Genomic DNA, 15,526 nt, shown 5'->3' with positions numbered 1-15,526 from the left:
GGTTTTATATTAATACGAATGGCACAAAAAGTACAGTTCTGCCATTAATAGCTTTGAATTTTTTGATCAGTCCTTAATGTCACTTTCTTACTTTGGGAGATGGATTATTTATGGAATTGGAAATCAATCAGCCTGTCGGTAAACATTTTCCACTGGAATTTTGATAAACCTACGATAGCTAACAGACCCGTCACTATATTTCTCATGATATTAAGGGGACCAGTATTTAAATTTGGGGCTTCATTTCTACCATATACAGCAGCCTTAATTTGGCAGTTTTCCCTGGAAATCATAAAAGTGGAGGTTGAATACCTGCTGTAAAAATGTTCAATATGGCGTGGATCTCCGGTCGGACTATATGAAGGTTGGAAGATGATAACAGTTTTTTGGATGTCTGCAGAATTCGTTTCTGGCATACTTTGCACCCTTACCCAAAAGTAAGGGCTATCAACAGTAGGACATGCCATTATGTTTATTCTCACAAAGTCCCCTTTCTGGGGCCTTCGGCTGACGTCTTGGCCATCGCAGTCGTAAAGCTTAAAATCTGCAAGGGTAGCTCCACAGTAAACACTCCATTGATTGATATTTAGAAATTTGTTTTTTACTGATTCATAAACTTTTAAAGCATCGTCAGCACTCTCAAAGTCCTTAATGCTCTCCGTGTCATGGTAAGCTCCCTTTTTTTGGGCAGGAACTCCCGGAACTTTTTTTGCTTTTAAAAATAAAAAAAATGCCATAAAAGTGATAAAATTAGAATCTGGTTGAAGCAGGTAAATAGTTAATTGCGACATTGTAAAAGATGGCGTTAAGAAAATAAAAAATATAAAATGTTAAACTTTTAATAGTAATTTGTTGTAATTGTACAAAATGTTTGGTTTATGGTACTAGGGTAATTGTTTCGAGGGTTAATTGTTTCTATTTTCAGAACGATGTATGTATAATATTAAGTCAGGCCTAAAGTATAATCTTTATGGTATTTTACGTACTCCATTCCAGCGTCTCACATTCCTCCAGTACTTTCATGGCATATATTGTGTTTCCTTAAAACATATTGTATTTCAGTGTATTACGAATACATTGAAAAGGGTTTCCCGCCTTCCCTTAACAATTGGCTGGCATAATGCTATAAAGGACTTCTGTTATGAGCCGGTATTAATTGTACAGGATAAATTTCAGGTTGCTTTTTAAACTTTGTTTTGCATTCGGTGCTGCAGAAGCCGTAAAGAGATCCTTTATGCATAAGGGTATCGGAAATAGATCCCAGAGTAGACATGTGACAGATAGGATCTTCAGCATTCACAACACTAATTTTTTTCAAATTACTAAGCGACTCCATATTATTTTTTCGCTCTCCATTACAGGCAGCAATAAGGGGTATCGTGCAAAAAAGTAAAATATAGTTTTTCATATCATGATAGGTTAATAAAAGTCAAAAATAGAGGTAATTAAGTATGGATTTTATGATTTAAATTATATTACAATGTAAATAAGTCATTGTTACTTGACTTCAATTTGAGTGACCCCCCTATGAAATTGGCAGTTCTTTTTTGATGATAAAGAATTGTATAGGAGAAGTAATCTGATACTTAATACTGACATGGTAAATGACCACCTCATTATGGGTACATATTGATCACAGCAGTGTTGTGCCTGAACAAACTATGGAGTTTTATATTGCACCAAAAAGAAGCGGCAAATGGGTGGCGCATTACAGTATCCGTATCATGGACTTGATCTGGGAATGGGTACGCCCGAGACTAAATCTGCCATGAAGGAGTATAGGTTGTTGGGACTGCTTTTTAGAAGAAAGTCAGATAGTCAATGGATTAATCAAGAAATGAGGCAGGATGCCAAATAATATACTTTTCACGGCTAAAGTTTGAAGAAAAAACTTACCATATAGCATAATATATGTAATGATATTATGAGGAGTGTCATAATCCGTAAAAGACATTAGCGATACCTTTGGCTTTCATCCTATTCACTTTTTGCATTTTGAGTAAGCTCCTCTATTGTTGGGGGGCTTTTTATTTCCGGTAATTGTGATTTACCTCATAAATTTTTAGCTTTTTGATTGATAATTTTGATCTAACCAAACCTAATTATTATGAAAAACTTAGCACTATCGGTATTTTTATTATACAGTCTTACAGCATGTACAAAATCCGAAACCCAGTACATTAATAAGGATAACAAAAAAGAAACGGTGAACGACAAAGCTTCCGATACGATTCAGACGCTTGATGAAATGTCAGATACCATGAAACAGAAAAGAGACAGTGCCCATGTTAAAACCGAAAATCTGTAATTTATGACTCCTAAAGGCAGAATCATCATCATTCGTAGTACAGATACTAGCGGTGAAGCATTGCATGGATCGGTTTCAGATCAGTTCTCTTCTGAAATTTCCAGGCTATTATCAGAACAAAAAAATGACCGGATTGAAATAATGACAACCATAAGGAATTTAAGGCATCGTTGTAACGATCGCTACTTTAAACTATTAAAGGAAGCTGGCTGCAATAATATGGGGTGTATTGCCATAGGTAAAAAGCAGGACCTCAATAAGTATTTCTTAAGAATATCGCAGGCTGCAGTGGTTATTTTTGTGGGGCATGCTTCCCAAATTTGTAAGGCTTTGCGAGGCTCGGCCATACTGGAGCTTTTAAATAAAAAATACCAGTATGAAGATAATTTTACCCTTGTCGGTATCAATACAGCAGCAATGTGCATTTCGGGGCTGATAGTAGATGACACCGGAGTGACCAGTGCCGGTCTGGGATTTATAAACAATTGTATTATTGACACAAAATTTATGCACGGAGAAAGAAGCAAAAATTTAGTAAAAGCAGTTATTAGCCATAATCAATATGTGGGACTCGGGCTAAAAAGTGGAATGGCAGTACTCATCGAGAAAGGTTATAAAGCGTCATGTATAGGAAGTGGATCTGTGATGGTTGTGAATGCCAAAAATGTCGAAAACAGATTTTTAAAAAAAGATGCTTCAGTATATGTAAAAAACCTGAAAGGGCATATTCTCACCCCGGGCTCGTTTTTTAATCTTTTCAGTGGAAATCTGATAAAAAAGGATGTGTTAGAGTACAGCTTGAATTTTATAAACAGAAATACCATTCAATAATGCAATTAAAATACGTAACGATGACACCTAAAGGACAATTATTAATCATTGGCGGAAAGGAAGATAAGGCGGGAAAAGATCCTGAAATGAAAAAAGATAACAATAATTTTACGCCCCATGAAATTCTTAAACTTTTAGCAAAATCAAAAGATGATCGCATTGAAGTTATTACCGCAGCAACGACTGATCCAGAGAGTATGCGCAAGACCTACACAGAAACATTTAAAGAAATAGGATATACTAATTTTGACTTTCTGGATATTTGTGATGATCAGATCCATACAGATTATCATCTTAAAAGAGTTGAGGCTGCTCAGACCGTATTTTTTACGGGAGGAGATCAAAATAGGATATGCAATACACTACAACAATCTGTTTTAACAGATCTTTTGAAAGAAAAATATTGGAATGAGGAAAATTTTATGATCGCCGGAACCAGTGCCGGAGCAATGTGTATGCCTAAAATTGTAATTCTTGATGCCATTAATGGGGAAGCCATTCTTGAACATGATATTGAACTGAACTTAGGATTGGGATTAATTCATAACTGTATTATTGATACGCATTTTGTGCACCGGGCCAGATTCGGAAGGCTTGCGCATGCTGTGATTCTGAATCAGGACTGCTGGGGAGTCGGCCTGGGAGAGGATACAGCTCTTCTGATCGAGCAGGGATCGAAGGCAACCTGCCGAGGGTCCGGTATGGTATGGATGCTCAGTGCAGCAGAAATTGGCAAGACCAATACTAGGAATGTAAAAAAAGGATTTCCTATTTATGCGGAAAATCTTAAAGTTCACATCTTAACTGATCAATGTAAAATTGATTTGAATAACAATCAATTTGAAGGTGCCTGTTCAGGAGAAATATAAAAAAGGAACCACACTGTGGTTTCCTTTTTTATTAGTTACATTTTATTTATGATATGATTTCAGACGGCATATGAAATCAGTCATAAGATATTGCACCCTTATGGCTGTATTTTTAATGAGCAAATCAAATAGATTATGGATAGTCATAAAAAATTAAATCTGGATTTGAAGATCTGGAGGCAGAAAAATGCAAAAACAAAAGGGAAATTTGAACTCTACAAAGTTTCAGATATTTCGACAGGCGCATCTTTTCTGGAAATGCTGGATATTCTTAATGAGCAGTTAATCAGAGAGAATAAAGAACCTGTAGCATTCGATCATGATTGCCGTGAAGGAATTTGCGGAATGTGTTCTTTGTACATTAACGGCAGAGCCCACGGTCCTGATACAGGTATTACAACCTGCCAGCTGCATATGAGGATGTTTAAGGATGGTGAAACGATTGTTATAGAGCCATGGAGGAGCATTGCATTCCCTGTTATTAAAGACCTGATAACAGACCGTAGCGCTTTTGACAGGATCATGGCAGCAGGCGGATTTATTTCGGTCAATACTTCAGGAAATACTCTGGATGCCAATGCTGTTGCCATTCCCAAAGATGATGCCGATAAAGCAATGGATGCTGCTGCCTGTATCAGTTGCGGAGCCTGTGTTGCCTGCTGTCCCAATGGCGCAGCAATGCTTTTTGTGGGGGCGAAGGTTTCTCATTTTGCTTTACTGCCGCAGGGAAGGATTGAGGCGAAACGACGGGTTCTAAATATGGTAAAAGCTATGGATGAAGAAGGCTTTGGAAATTGTTCGGTCATTGGAGCCTGCGAGGTTGAATGTCCTAAAAATATTTCTTTGGATAATATTGCAAGGATGAACAGAGAATATATGTCAGCATGGATAAGCACAGAATAAAATTATATGCATCAATGCTAAATTTAAAATGGTATGACAGTGATTTTAGTGACTGGAGCTACAGGAATTCTTGGTAGAGTATTAGTTTTGAAGCTTTTGAAAAAAGGTAAAACAGTTCGTGCTACAAAAAGAAATTCAAGTGATCTGGAGGAGGTGAGAAGATCACTGCAATATTATACCGCAGACGCTGACCTTTTTTTTAATAAAATCCAATGGATAGATGCAAATCTCAATGATAAAAGAGCTTTGCAAAAAGCATTAGAAGATGTGGTGGAAGTTTATCATTGCGCTGCAAAAGTGAGTTACGACCCCGCAGAACAAAAGAAAGTTGACAAAATAAATATTCAGGGGACTAAAAATATCATCGAATGCTGTAAATATTCGCAGGTGAAAAAGTTTCTCTATGTAAGTTCAGCAGTTATTTTTGATAATGGAAAAAAGGGGAGGCCAATCGATGAGAATTCTAGCTTTATAATCCAGACAGAAAGTACGGTATATGCGGCTTCAAAATATAAGGCTGATACCGTTGTCTGCAATGCTTTTAATCAAGGGTTAAATACGATTATTATCAATCCGGGAATGATTATCGGAAGTGGAAACTGGAAAAAAAGCAGTGGAGAATTTTTACAGACTTTTATCAATAAATTCTATACTTTCTCCGGAGGATCGGGATGTGTAGATGTGAGAGATGTAGCAGAAATAGCAATTGAACTTATGGATAAAAATCTTTTTGGAGAACGCTTTTTGGTTGTCTCAGAAAATCAAAAATACAGTAATCTTGCTCAAATGGCAAGAGAAAAGTTTCATAAAAAAAGACCTGTTATTTTATCAAGAAAATTATTAAATTTTGGAAAAGCTCTGAATATTCTGACGGTAGGACAGATTCCCAAATTAAGATTGCTGACCAAACCCAATATAGAATTCTTAACATCTTTTCAAAAGATGTCTAATGATAAAGTAGTAAAAGCACTGGATTATAAATTCATTCCGGTAAAAGAAAGCCTTTTTTTTCATATTGATAATTTTCTAAAGGAAAAGAAATGATATCACTTCACTGATAACGAGCGATGTAGAAAGTCCAGTAGGTGAAAAATAGAAGTTGGAAAAAACCGTCAATAAGGTAAACCCACTTAATAATATTCCTGAAATAATAATAAAGGTCCACAAATAATAATCCAAGACAACCTAGCATTAACGTTAATACCATGACAAAGTTCTTTTTGGAGCTAAATGTCAGATATATTAACAGCAGACAATAAGGTAAGAGTATAATACCCACTGTTTTAACCAGCCATATGTCTGTTTTTTTTCCTGTTACTGTTAAGAAACTCTCAATATGAATTAACGGCCATAAAGCAGTAAGGAAATAATAAAGCAGTTGGCAAAAAGGAAAAATTTTGAAGGTAGTCATAGGTTTTCTTAATAAATCGTATGTTATATTGCTTAATATTCTTGTTGAATCAAATTAATTGATACCCCGTACAGATGTATGGACTTCAAGCTGGTGATGTGAAAAAAGCATTTTTTATTTCTTCGGTTGAAAGTGTGATATTATATTCTGCTGTGTTTTTGCTTATATTTTATTGTTTCTGCTATAGTGGTACGTGTTTAAGCAAAAATGATTACCTCTTTTGTATACAAAAAAAGAGGTAATCTAAAAATCAATTATAAATTAAGAATTACGGCCGCTTCCTGACCCTGACCTTCCTCCTCCATGAGAGGCCTGTCCACCCATTCGGGCAATTCTGGTACGCTCAGCTTTGCTCATCGATGCAAAACCTCTTCTCGAGGTTCCGTTTCCGGAACCAGAGCCACGGCCAGAACCTGAATTACTGTTATTTCCTGATCGTGAACTGGAGCCTCCAGATCCTCTATTAGAGCCTGATCTTCCTGAATTTGAATTGGAAGATCTTCCACCGCTATGGGAAGCCTCACCTCCCATACGGGCAATTCTGGTACGCTCTGCCTTACTCATTGAGGCAAAACCTCTTCTTGAAGTTCCGTTTCCGGAACCAGAAGAAGATCTTCCTCTTCCCGAAGAACCAGAATCAGACCTCGCTCTGGAACCACCTCTGCCTCCAGAGCTCCTTCCATTTCTGTTGTCATTTTGATCATTATCCTCTTCATCATAGTCTTGATCATCATCGTCATTATCATACTCGTTTTCATAGTAATCCTCATAGTCTGAGAAATCGTCGTCATAATCTTCATCTTGAGATGCATCATTAAAGCCATGATCATAACCTAATTGGTATACATCTTCAAGAGCAGATCGGTCTGAGCTGGATGTTTTGTTTTCTGAATTTCGATTGTTTGAATTTCGATTGTTCATAACTATATTTTTAAATTAATATTTGGAGATACCCAGCAGATTTCTAACTAGTATTTGAAACTGCAAAAGTTTTTTAATATTTTTATCATGCTTCTAATCAGTTCGTTGTAAGTTGTGTTGAGCTAAATTAGAACTTTATTAGAATGAAGATTATGACCGAAATCACATCAAATGAAAATTATGAGGTCTGGAACTTCATAATTGTATTTTTCAATAATTTCCACTAAGGTCATTGTCTGTTAAAAGAAAATTTTTATGATTTATATAACAAATGAAGAGGATGCTCAAAAGCATCCTCTTCGTTGTTAAGGTTTAAATAAGACACTGCCACACTCGGTAGGGCTTATCGGAGCACTATGAAGAGGTGTTACTCCGTCTGCTGTCCACCTGCAGACTACATTTTGAATGGTACTGCATTCCTGTCCAACCTGCACGCAGAGCCCCGATTCAGGATCCATACGATAGGTTGGGATGACTGCACCTTTGGTGCTGTTTGCTGCTTTGGTTGCAAAAGCAGCGCCTGTGCCCAGTAATACTAAAGCAGCAGGGATCATTAGCTTTTTCATAATAAAAAAATATGAAGTGATGCCTACTCTGTTGTAAGGTTTTCGGCTTCCCCTTTTAATGGCTTTCTAAAGTGATATCTGAGTAATTGTTTTCCTGAAATGATATACAGACCCTCAGGGGTTACGATGATATCTTCAACCTTTTGCTTTGGGAGATAAAAGCTTGCAATATATTCATTACGATCTATTCTGTAGATGTCTATGGCCTTTCTTCCTTTACGCAGTCTGGCGGGTTCGAATTTTCCAGGCAATCCCGAAATATTGTAGACGTAGTTTCCGTAAAATGCAGATTGGATATTGACCCTTACCGGGGGCGCGTTCATCATATGGGTGCCGTTTGAAAGCTGGGTGATATTCATTTGGGCTTTAGAAATAGGATCAATAGTTGACTGTCTTTTTACACGAGGCAAACTATCATTAATCATGATGAGCTGGTTTCTGTAGAAATACGTGTAGAGAAATTCTCCGGGATGCTGCTGGTTTTCGATCAGTTTGCCATCACAGTCAAAAATACCGTCGATCTGTTTTTCTAAAATAGTAGGAAATAGAGAGATATTAGTTTTCTGCCCGGTACGAAGTCGGGCGATGGTATACTCGTGCGTCCTGCTATCCTGGGTTCGAAGAATGAAATTAGATGAATCTATTACCGCCAACTGGGAAAAGAAGGCATCGCCTTTGCTGATGGTTTTAGCGGAAGAATCGTTTAATGTACCCCGATAAATGACAGGCACAGTTCCGTCATAAAGATAATAATAAGGATGCTTAACTTTAATCTGTAAACTTTTGAAAGAATAATCCGAGTGGTCCGGAATAATTCTGAATGATTCCGTTCGTTTGAACCTGTAATCAATTTTCGTCAGAATTAAAGGAGTACTGCGGCTTCCTAAGTATATTCCCTTATTATCTTTACCGGCAAAATAATAATCACCATGCTCAAGATCTGTCTTTTCATTTTCTATGATAAAATTTGGCAGAAACTTTCTTGTAAAATTATTTTCCTTTTTGATAATATGCTCGGATTGAAAAAAAAGGATAATCACCATTAAACACGATAAGATTATTATAATAGCTGACGAAATAAAATATTTTATCTTCTTGGTCTGCCTATGTTTTTCAATGATAATAACAGAGATCAATGACAGAAAAATGCATGCAATATTAAATATCAGATGTTCGGTCCAACCCATTTTCTCCAAAATACCACCGCAGGAACAGGGAACAAAATCACTGTAATTCAAAATAAGATAGATATAAATGGTAAAGGCCGTCATCATGCCAAGTGAAGCATACAGCCCCACTAACCGAAGTTTTGGAATAAGCAAAAAACTAACAATGATGATCTCCGCGAGAATTACACTATATGATACAAATCCTGCAAATGCGCTGAGTAGGGGGGATTGGGCAATTTGTACCTGAAAATTTTCAAAATCCAATACCTTGCTGATGCCAGCATAACAGAATAACAGGACAAAGAAGTAGGCTATGAGTAAGGCTATGATGTAGGCAATATTTTTCATAATAATAGCAGGTGTATGATGATTTATCCTATCTGAATGAGTTTCCAGCTGACCTTTTTACCACAATAGTCCGGCATTTTGTGGCCTTTGGCAATGGGGCGGGTGGTTTTAAAACTCCCAATACTCTCCCATATGCCGCTGGCAGGACAGGGTAATCCGGTAGAACAGGTGATAATGGAAGTACAGGGAATCATTTTTTATGGATTAAGCTTGATTGGTTATAAAGCCGCCAGTCCTGTCCGTCCTTTATGGGGGGATCTTTTTCCTGATCAGTGGTATCCGTTTTTGAGCTTTTCTCCATGTGATATGGGCTCAAAGGAATTGGGTCTTTTTGATCTTCTTCAATGCTGTCCGTCTGACGACAGCTTAATGATGTTAGCAGGATTACACTGCTGATGATGGGAATGAACTTTTTCATGATTATTTTTTTAAAGATTAAAAGTTTTCCCGGCCGGGATCTGATTGAATTCATATTCCAAAATTATCTCAGTTAAAGACATGAAAAAACTGATCTGTGGCAGGCTTTAAAAATTAAGACGTCCCAATTTTTAAATTTTGACAGATATATTTCCCGAAAGACCTATCTGTTGAGTGCAAAATCTTCAATAAGAGATGAAAATCCTAAAATGAGTTTTTATTTCACATATGATTGATATAAAATGTTTAAATTTGGAAGTCATGTTTATAATATTTCCTTATGACAGCTGCTCGATTTCTTTTATTTGCTCTTTTGATTTATTTTGTGAATTTTTTTCCGCAGTCGGGGAACAAGAGTTATCTGGATATCAGAAGTCAGTATGAAAATCTGGAGAAGAATAATTCGAGTGCCTTACCGGGAGTACAACAGTATATTGAAAAAGCCAAAAAGGAAAAGGAGTATTCCCGTCTGGTTCAGGGCTATAAAGATGCCGTCTTTTTTTCACCTTCGGATCAGCATAAGATGCTGTATGCGGACAGCACCATTCTGGCGGCGCTGAAATCAGAAGATAAAGATCTAATAAGCACAGCCTATCTTGGTAAAGGGATTATTTATTATTTCAACTTCAAGAAATTTGAGCCTGCCCTGGATGAATATCTCAAAGCCTATCAATATGCCCAGAATACCAGCGATAATTATCTCAGATATAAGGTGAAATACCATCTTGGGGTTGTTAAAAGCTATCTGGGGTATTATCAGGATGCTTTGGAATTGTTTAACGACTGCAACCACTTCTTTGAAACAAAATCCAAAGAACAACTCCACCCTAATGAAATTTATAACAATACCAGGGGATATTATAATACCCTGCATCAGATGATTGTATGTTATCGAAATCTAAAACAATTTAAAGTTTCGGATAGTCTGGTGAATGTGGCGCTCTCCAGAACATATGATATGGATGAATTTTCTTTGGAGCGTGGATATTTTTTTAAATGCAAAGGGCTTTTAGAATACAATCATAAAAATTATAAAGCAGCCATAGCTGATCTAGGGCAATCACTGGATCCGATTTTGAAGGCGAAAGATTTTGCCTGGGCCTCTGTGGTATACTATTACCTTGGAAAAAGCTACAGTAGTTTTGATAAAGCCAAAAGTCTGAAATATCTGATGAAGGTGGATTCAATTTTTAATACCCATCATTTCATATTACCTGAAGTTAGAGCAAGTTATGAAGATCTGATCAAGAGCAGTAAAAAAGATAAAAGTTTGGAAAAGGAGCTGTACTACACCAAACAGCTGCTAAAAGTTGACAGTGTCTTAGTTAGGGATTTTAGTTATTTGTCTCCCCGGATTCATAAAGAATATGACACCAGATTACTCATGGATAAGAAAGAGCAGCTTGAAAGGAAAAGTAAGGGAAGATTGATTTCAATGATTGTATGTATTGCTTTGGCGTTATTTTTCTTAGGAATGTTCATTTTCCGATATTATAGGGAGCAAAAGGTGCAGCGGAAATATACTGAGCTTCAATACAAATTAAGTGAAGAAGGATTGAAAGTTCGGCATCATATAGAGGAAAAGAAAGAAAAGCTGAAAGCGGAAGGGGAGCAGAGGAAAAGTGTTCTTACTGCTGAACAGATCCAGGATTTATCGTCTAAACTTAGACTGTTTGAAAGCAATAAGGGGTTTGTCAAAAAAGGGCTGACCCAAAATAAGCTCGCCTTACAGTTAAATACCAATACGTCGTATTTATCTACCTATATCAATGAACAAAAGAAAATGAATTTTAACCGGTATATAGGGGAGCTGCGGATTTCATATATTACCCAGCTTTTAAATTCCAATAAAAAATACCTGAACTATACCATTGAAGCGCTGGCAGAAGAATGTGGGATTTCTTCAAGACAAAATTTTTCAGATCTTTTTTATGAAATCAATGGAATCAGGCCAAAGGATTTTATCAGGAAAAGAAAAGAAGAACTGGAAGAAAACTGATTTTACCGTCTGTCAGTTTAAATATCTGTAAAGACTTTTCTTGCAGGCCTGAAGCAGTACTTTTGTTCTATTTACAGAATAGATTATTTTTCCATAGGCTAAGATTACAATTAGAAATACAAAAGCCTCCCGGGGCACGGGAGGCAAAGTGTAAATTTTTAGAAGTATGAAAGTATTCAAGTACTTAAATGTAAAAAGAGTTTTAAATAATAGTTTATGATTCAAGTCATAAACTGAAATTCTGCAGGTCTTTCCGAAAATAAAACTACGAGTGCGGTAGAAAACGGATGTTTCTCTCTGATATTTTAAATCTTTGTAATTTTCTAAGAAAAGACATGGTAACAAAGACATTTTTTAGAAATCTATCTGTACTCCGGCAAGATGTAGAACAGCAGATTGTAATAGTAACAAATCAATATGATGATATTATGACATCATCTGAGATGATACTCCTGATACTTGATGAAAGTATAAGGAAACTTAAAAAGCTGGTCAAGAATTTTACCTTTGAATCTGTTGCTGATGAGGTGTATTTTTTTAAAGATCATAAGCCCTACTTTATTTCCAGGTATATCTATTATTCCAAAGTATTGAATACCGAGACCTCCAAACCGGTAGCGGGCGATAAAGCATTGAGAAAATTTTATCAGGCAGAACTGTTAAAACTCAGGAGGTATTATTCTGATCAGGCTGATTTTTACAATTACTATCGTAGAAAAGCAACCTATCTGGATCATAAGTATTTTACCAGAAAATCATACGATTTAAAGATGAAACTTTCCTCAAGCATATACAACCTTGATGAAGATTTTACAACGTCTCATGACCATAAAATAGCTGTAATACAGGCTAATGAACTGCTGGACGATTACCTGATAAAATCAATCCGCAATATCGGGCAGGAAACAGAGGTAGATAGCGGGGAAGTAGGGAAATTAATATGGACATCTTCAAAAGTGTCACTGATAGAGCTGATGTATGCACTTCACAGGACGGGTTGTTTTAATGGGGGTAATGTTGATTTCAGTGAAGTCATAAGATTTACAGAACGATCATTAGAAATTGATTTAGGCAATTTTTACAAGACCATTGGTGAAATTAAAAGCAGAAAATATACTAAAACTAAATTTTTGGAGCTATTGAAAGAAAGCCTTGAGAAGGCTTTAACGGAAGGAGAAGATTAATACCGTATCCCCTTTCAATTTTTTACCGTCAAAGCGGGCTGAGATTTGCAACAGCTGTTTCATAAAAATGTGACACTTACTTTTAAATTATTCACACTTATTAATTGAAGGTTTGTTTTGATCAAAAACTCATTCATTTTTGTATAGCAGAAAACAAAATAACTTAACCATATATGATTATGAAAAATCTAAAAAAACTTTCAAGACAAGATCTAAAGAATGTAAAAGGAGCATTAAATGCTATTTTACCTTTACAAATAGGATGTGCAGTAAGATGTGTATGCACCAGCACTGTTGACGGATCTCCGTTTATTGGAATATGTGATTCAAGAACTGGACTTTGCTGCTCTGCCTGATTTTTTGGTTCTGGAGAATAATTGCCGATTTTGACAAGGATAGCAGTTTGACATTTTTACCAACTTCAAATTTAAAAAGCCTTCCCTATAGGAAGGCTTTAGCGTATCTGAAAATCAGTATATCTGTTTGATTGTTTGAATATGTCTTAGCTTTATTATTCATTGCTTGATTGAGTATATGATGTCCCGTTTTAACCTTAAGATCAATTGGAATCCCGTTGAGATAATTTTTAAAAGTGTAATATTGATGGTATTCGGAGAAGAATCGTACGGTAGTACCGATGGGCTACCGAAGGAAATTCATGGTATTTGCTAAACTTTGTAACAGTCATTAAAACAAAGTATTATGAATATTGACAGAATAGAATTCATTTCCTGGATGGAAAGAATTATGACAAGATTTGACATTCTCAGTGAGAAGTTAAAAGAGAATGAAAACGAGTTAAACAGTATTGATGGAGAGCAGCTGCTGGATAATCAGGATGTTTTACAGCTGCTTAAAATAAGTTCAAGATCCCTGCAGCGCTACCGTTCTGATAAAAAATTACCTTACTATACCATCAGTGGTAAGCTGTATTATAAACTCTCTGATGTCCATCAGCTCATCAGAGACAGCTTTAGTGCAGGATGCCGAAGATCCTATCAGTAAGCATCCTCGTCTGAACAGAAATGTGAACCTATACAATTGAAATTTTTGAGGTTTATTATTGTCAAGAGGATGCTGTCATTCCTCTGTTTTCAGCAAGAGACGCAATGTTGTTCTTGTATAATTCATTTTTATTAACCATTATTATAGGTATTGAGCCCATCATTTTTTTATGAGCTGAAATTATTGTTTAGTTTCATTTTGTACAACTTCAATATTTTCTTCATGTAGTCTTTGCCTTAACCAGCTTTTGAGTTGTGGCTCATTTATATTTTCGCCTGAATAAATGATTACAAATTGCAGCTTCATACTGTCTGTATGAGGATACTGTTCAATCTTCCCGTAAGAAATTCTTTTCATATCAGGATATAAAATCTGTAATTCCTTCATGAGCGTGGAGTCAGAGATTTTATACATGTCGAGCTGCTGCCTTAGTTGTGAAATGGCAATGTCTTTTTCGGAGATGTGACGGTCAGCTTTGTTGATTTCACTTAAAATCTCTGATTTAAGATCTGATGTGTTCTGTCTAATATTCAATTTTGTATTGGACAGACCGCTGCTGATAAGCATCTTATTATAAGCTTCGACTTCAGCCGGGGTAAACTTTTTATTAATAAAAGCAACATCAATAGTCCTGGGATTTAAATGATAATTGATCTTTTTATAAATCACGGTATATCCATTGTTGTCAAATTCCTTCTGTATAAACTGTTCAGCGGTTTTTGTAAACTTTTTTTCATTATAAAGGTTATAAGCCAGGTAAAAGCTTGGTACAATCATGACGATCATTAAAAATGAAATACTGTAGCGAATTCTTTTTTCATATTTATTACCAATAAGCGAAGATGGATACTTAAGATATTTTACAACCAGAAATGTAGCGATACAGATAAAAAAACAGTTAATAGTATAGAGATAGAATGCTCCAAAAAAATAAGAAAAATTAAATGTTGCCAATCCAAATCCGGCAGTGCACAGAGGTGGCATCAGTGCTGTAGCGATGGCAACTCCGGGAATAGGATTTCCTTTCTCTACCCGTGTGATGGCAATGACTCCCACCAGGCCTCCAAAAAACGCAATCAATACATCATAAATATTAGGAGCTGTCCTTGCCAATAACTCAGACTGGACATCCTTAAAAGGACTTAAATAGAAATAAACTGCAGAAACAAGCAGACTCACCACAGTAGCTATCAGGAGATTTTTGATAGATTTTTTAAGTAAGGGGAAATCATCTGTTCCCAGAGCAAATCCCGCCCCCACAATGGGGCCCATCAGAGGGGAGATGAGCATGGCACCGATAATTACTGCCGTTGAGTTTACATTGAGTCCTACTGAAGCTATAATTATAGCACAGGCAAGAATCCAGAGATTTGATCCCCTGAAAGAAATGTTGGACGTAACATTATCCAGTACTTTATCTTTTTTTTCTTCGCCATTGTGGAGATTAATAAAATTAAAAAAAAAATTCATTATATGTTTTTTATCTTTTTGATATAGAGATGGTAGTAGTGATCTGTGATTTGCACTTTATATGGAGCACATCAATGTTTTTCAGCACCTTTATAATCAAAAATAAGGTTTTTTTATTCTTTTTG

Annotated in this window: 17 protein-coding genes; 9 read left to right on the top strand and 8 right to left on the bottom strand. The window is 36.1% G+C overall.

What is annotated here, in order from left to right:
• Nucleotides 1-104: 104 nt before the first annotated feature.
• Nucleotides 105-791, bottom strand: coding sequence for a hypothetical protein (locus tag BM143_RS13205; protein WP_090024904.1), 687 nt, complete (start codon nt 789-791; stop codon nt 105-107).
• Nucleotides 792-1,123: 332 nt separating this feature from the next.
• Nucleotides 1,124-1,408, bottom strand: coding sequence for a YHS domain-containing protein (locus BM143_RS13200; RefSeq protein ID WP_090024903.1), 285 nt, complete (start codon nt 1,406-1,408; stop codon nt 1,124-1,126).
• 699 nt (nt 1,409-2,107) lie between these two features.
• Here BM143_RS13200 and BM143_RS13195 point away from each other — a divergent pair.
• The 5 genes from BM143_RS13195 (at nt 2,108) to BM143_RS13175 (ending at nt 5,955) form a co-directional block, all read left to right on the top strand.
• Nucleotides 2,108-2,308 (top strand): hypothetical protein, encoded by a 201-nt coding sequence (locus BM143_RS13195; protein WP_090024902.1) that lies wholly within the window; start codon nt 2,108-2,110, stop codon nt 2,306-2,308.
• Between the two features lie 3 nt (nt 2,309-2,311).
• Nucleotides 2,312-3,139 carry a hypothetical protein gene (locus tag BM143_RS13190; protein WP_139222041.1) on the top strand — a complete coding sequence of 276 codons (828 nt, stop codon included), beginning with the start codon at nt 2,312-2,314 and terminating at the stop codon, nt 3,137-3,139.
• Entirely contained in the window at nt 3,139-4,008 is an 870-nt protein-coding gene (locus BM143_RS13185) for a cyanophycinase (protein ID WP_090024900.1), read from the top strand. Before BM143_RS13190 ends, BM143_RS13185 begins: the two co-directional genes overlap by 1 nt.
• A gap of 135 nt (nt 4,009-4,143) precedes the next feature.
• Nucleotides 4,144-4,911, top strand: coding sequence for a succinate dehydrogenase/fumarate reductase iron-sulfur subunit (locus BM143_RS13180; RefSeq protein ID WP_090024899.1), 768 nt, complete (start codon nt 4,144-4,146; stop codon nt 4,909-4,911).
• Nucleotides 4,912-4,944: 33 nt separating this feature from the next.
• Entirely contained in the window at nt 4,945-5,955 is a 1,011-nt protein-coding gene (locus BM143_RS13175; RefSeq protein WP_228430800.1) for an SDR family NAD(P)-dependent oxidoreductase, read from the top strand.
• A gap of 628 nt (nt 5,956-6,583) precedes the next feature.
• Here the strand turns inward: BM143_RS13175 and BM143_RS13165 are convergent.
• The 5 genes from BM143_RS13165 to BM143_RS13150 all read right to left on the bottom strand — a co-directional run bounded on the left by BM143_RS13165 (nt 6,584) and on the right by BM143_RS13150 (nt 9,744).
• Nucleotides 6,584-7,243 carry a KGG domain-containing protein gene (locus tag BM143_RS13165; protein WP_090024897.1) on the bottom strand — a complete coding sequence of 220 codons (660 nt, stop codon included), beginning with the start codon at nt 7,241-7,243 and terminating at the stop codon, nt 6,584-6,586.
• A gap of 305 nt (nt 7,244-7,548) precedes the next feature.
• The gene (locus BM143_RS13160) at nt 7,549-7,809 is read right to left on the bottom strand and encodes a DUF6520 family protein (protein ID WP_090024896.1); all 261 of its coding nucleotides are present in this window, start codon (nt 7,807-7,809) and stop codon (nt 7,549-7,551) included.
• A gap of 23 nt (nt 7,810-7,832) precedes the next feature.
• The gene (locus BM143_RS13155; protein WP_090024895.1) at nt 7,833-9,326 is read right to left on the bottom strand and encodes a MauE/DoxX family redox-associated membrane protein; all 1,494 of its coding nucleotides are present in this window, start codon (nt 9,324-9,326) and stop codon (nt 7,833-7,835) included.
• A gap of 23 nt (nt 9,327-9,349) precedes the next feature.
• Nucleotides 9,350-9,520 (bottom strand): hypothetical protein, encoded by a 171-nt coding sequence (locus tag BM143_RS24020; protein WP_167375289.1) that lies wholly within the window; start codon nt 9,518-9,520, stop codon nt 9,350-9,352.
• Complete coding sequence (locus BM143_RS13150) at nt 9,517-9,744, bottom strand: hypothetical protein (protein ID WP_139222040.1); 228 nt, start codon at nt 9,742-9,744, stop codon at nt 9,517-9,519. The genes BM143_RS24020 and BM143_RS13150 overlap by 4 nt, the downstream gene beginning before the upstream one ends.
• A gap of 279 nt (nt 9,745-10,023) precedes the next feature.
• Between BM143_RS13150 and BM143_RS13145 the strand changes: the two genes are divergently transcribed.
• The 4 genes from BM143_RS13145 (at nt 10,024) to BM143_RS13135 (ending at nt 13,931) form a co-directional block, all read left to right on the top strand.
• Nucleotides 10,024-11,742, top strand: a complete 1,719-nt coding sequence (locus BM143_RS13145; protein ID WP_090024893.1) for a helix-turn-helix domain-containing protein — start codon at nt 10,024-10,026, stop codon at nt 11,740-11,742.
• A gap of 443 nt (nt 11,743-12,185) precedes the next feature.
• The gene (locus BM143_RS13140) at nt 12,186-12,926 is read left to right on the top strand and encodes an RteC domain-containing protein (protein WP_228430798.1); all 741 of its coding nucleotides are present in this window, start codon (nt 12,186-12,188) and stop codon (nt 12,924-12,926) included.
• Between the two features lie 173 nt (nt 12,927-13,099).
• A complete protein-coding gene (locus BM143_RS24330; RefSeq protein WP_449384775.1) occupies nt 13,100-13,282 on the top strand; it encodes a bacteriocin-like protein in 183 nt (60 codons plus the stop codon).
• Between the two features lie 346 nt (nt 13,283-13,628).
• Nucleotides 13,629-13,931, top strand: a complete 303-nt coding sequence (locus BM143_RS13135) for a helix-turn-helix domain-containing protein (protein WP_090024891.1) — start codon at nt 13,629-13,631, stop codon at nt 13,929-13,931.
• A 180-nt stretch (nt 13,932-14,111) separates the two neighbouring features.
• Here the strand turns inward: BM143_RS13135 and BM143_RS13130 are convergent, their stop codons facing one another.
• Nucleotides 14,112-15,401, bottom strand: coding sequence for a DUF389 domain-containing protein (locus BM143_RS13130; protein WP_185116546.1), 1,290 nt, complete (start codon nt 15,399-15,401; stop codon nt 14,112-14,114).
• Between the last annotated feature and the right edge of the window lie 125 nt (nt 15,402-15,526).

The sequence above is a fragment of the Chryseobacterium oleae genome, assembly GCF_900115055.1.
Taxonomy (GTDB): Bacteria; Bacteroidota; Bacteroidia; order Flavobacteriales; family Weeksellaceae; genus Chryseobacterium; species Chryseobacterium oleae.
This window is presented reverse-complemented; position numbering and strand designations above follow the sequence as displayed.

Coding starts and splice junctions, on each gene's coding strand:
- BM143_RS13135 (WP_090024891.1), top strand. CDS start 13,629: ATGAATATTGACAGAATAGAATTCATTTCCTGGATGGAAAGAATTATG.
- BM143_RS13145 (WP_090024893.1), top strand. CDS start 10,024: ATGACAGCTGCTCGATTTCTTTTATTTGCTCTTTTGATTTATTTTGTG.
- BM143_RS24330 (WP_449384775.1), top strand. CDS start 13,100: ATGATTATGAAAAATCTAAAAAAACTTTCAAGACAAGATCTAAAGAAT.
- BM143_RS24020 (WP_167375289.1), bottom strand. CDS start 9,520: ATGATTCCCTGTACTTCCATTATCACCTGTTCTACCGGATTACCCTGT.
- BM143_RS13150 (WP_139222040.1), bottom strand. CDS start 9,744: ATGAAAAAGTTCATTCCCATCATCAGCAGTGTAATCCTGCTAACATCA.
- BM143_RS13175 (WP_228430800.1), top strand. CDS start 4,945: ATGACAGTGATTTTAGTGACTGGAGCTACAGGAATTCTTGGTAGAGTA.
- BM143_RS13190 (WP_139222041.1), top strand. CDS start 2,312: ATGACTCCTAAAGGCAGAATCATCATCATTCGTAGTACAGATACTAGC.
- BM143_RS13205 (WP_090024904.1), bottom strand. CDS start 791: ATGTCGCAATTAACTATTTACCTGCTTCAACCAGATTCTAATTTTATC.
- BM143_RS13155 (WP_090024895.1), bottom strand. CDS start 9,326: ATGAAAAATATTGCCTACATCATAGCCTTACTCATAGCCTACTTCTTT.
- BM143_RS13195 (WP_090024902.1), top strand. CDS start 2,108: ATGAAAAACTTAGCACTATCGGTATTTTTATTATACAGTCTTACAGCA.
- BM143_RS13185 (WP_090024900.1), top strand. CDS start 3,139: ATGCAATTAAAATACGTAACGATGACACCTAAAGGACAATTATTAATC.
- BM143_RS13130 (WP_185116546.1), bottom strand. CDS start 15,401: ATGAATTTTTTTTTTAATTTTATTAATCTCCACAATGGCGAAGAAAAA.
- BM143_RS13140 (WP_228430798.1), top strand. CDS start 12,186: ATGATACTCCTGATACTTGATGAAAGTATAAGGAAACTTAAAAAGCTG.
- BM143_RS13165 (WP_090024897.1), bottom strand. CDS start 7,243: ATGAACAATCGAAATTCAAACAATCGAAATTCAGAAAACAAAACATCC.
- BM143_RS13200 (WP_090024903.1), bottom strand. CDS start 1,408: ATGAAAAACTATATTTTACTTTTTTGCACGATACCCCTTATTGCTGCC.
- BM143_RS13160 (WP_090024896.1), bottom strand. CDS start 7,809: ATGAAAAAGCTAATGATCCCTGCTGCTTTAGTATTACTGGGCACAGGC.
- BM143_RS13180 (WP_090024899.1), top strand. CDS start 4,144: ATGGATAGTCATAAAAAATTAAATCTGGATTTGAAGATCTGGAGGCAG.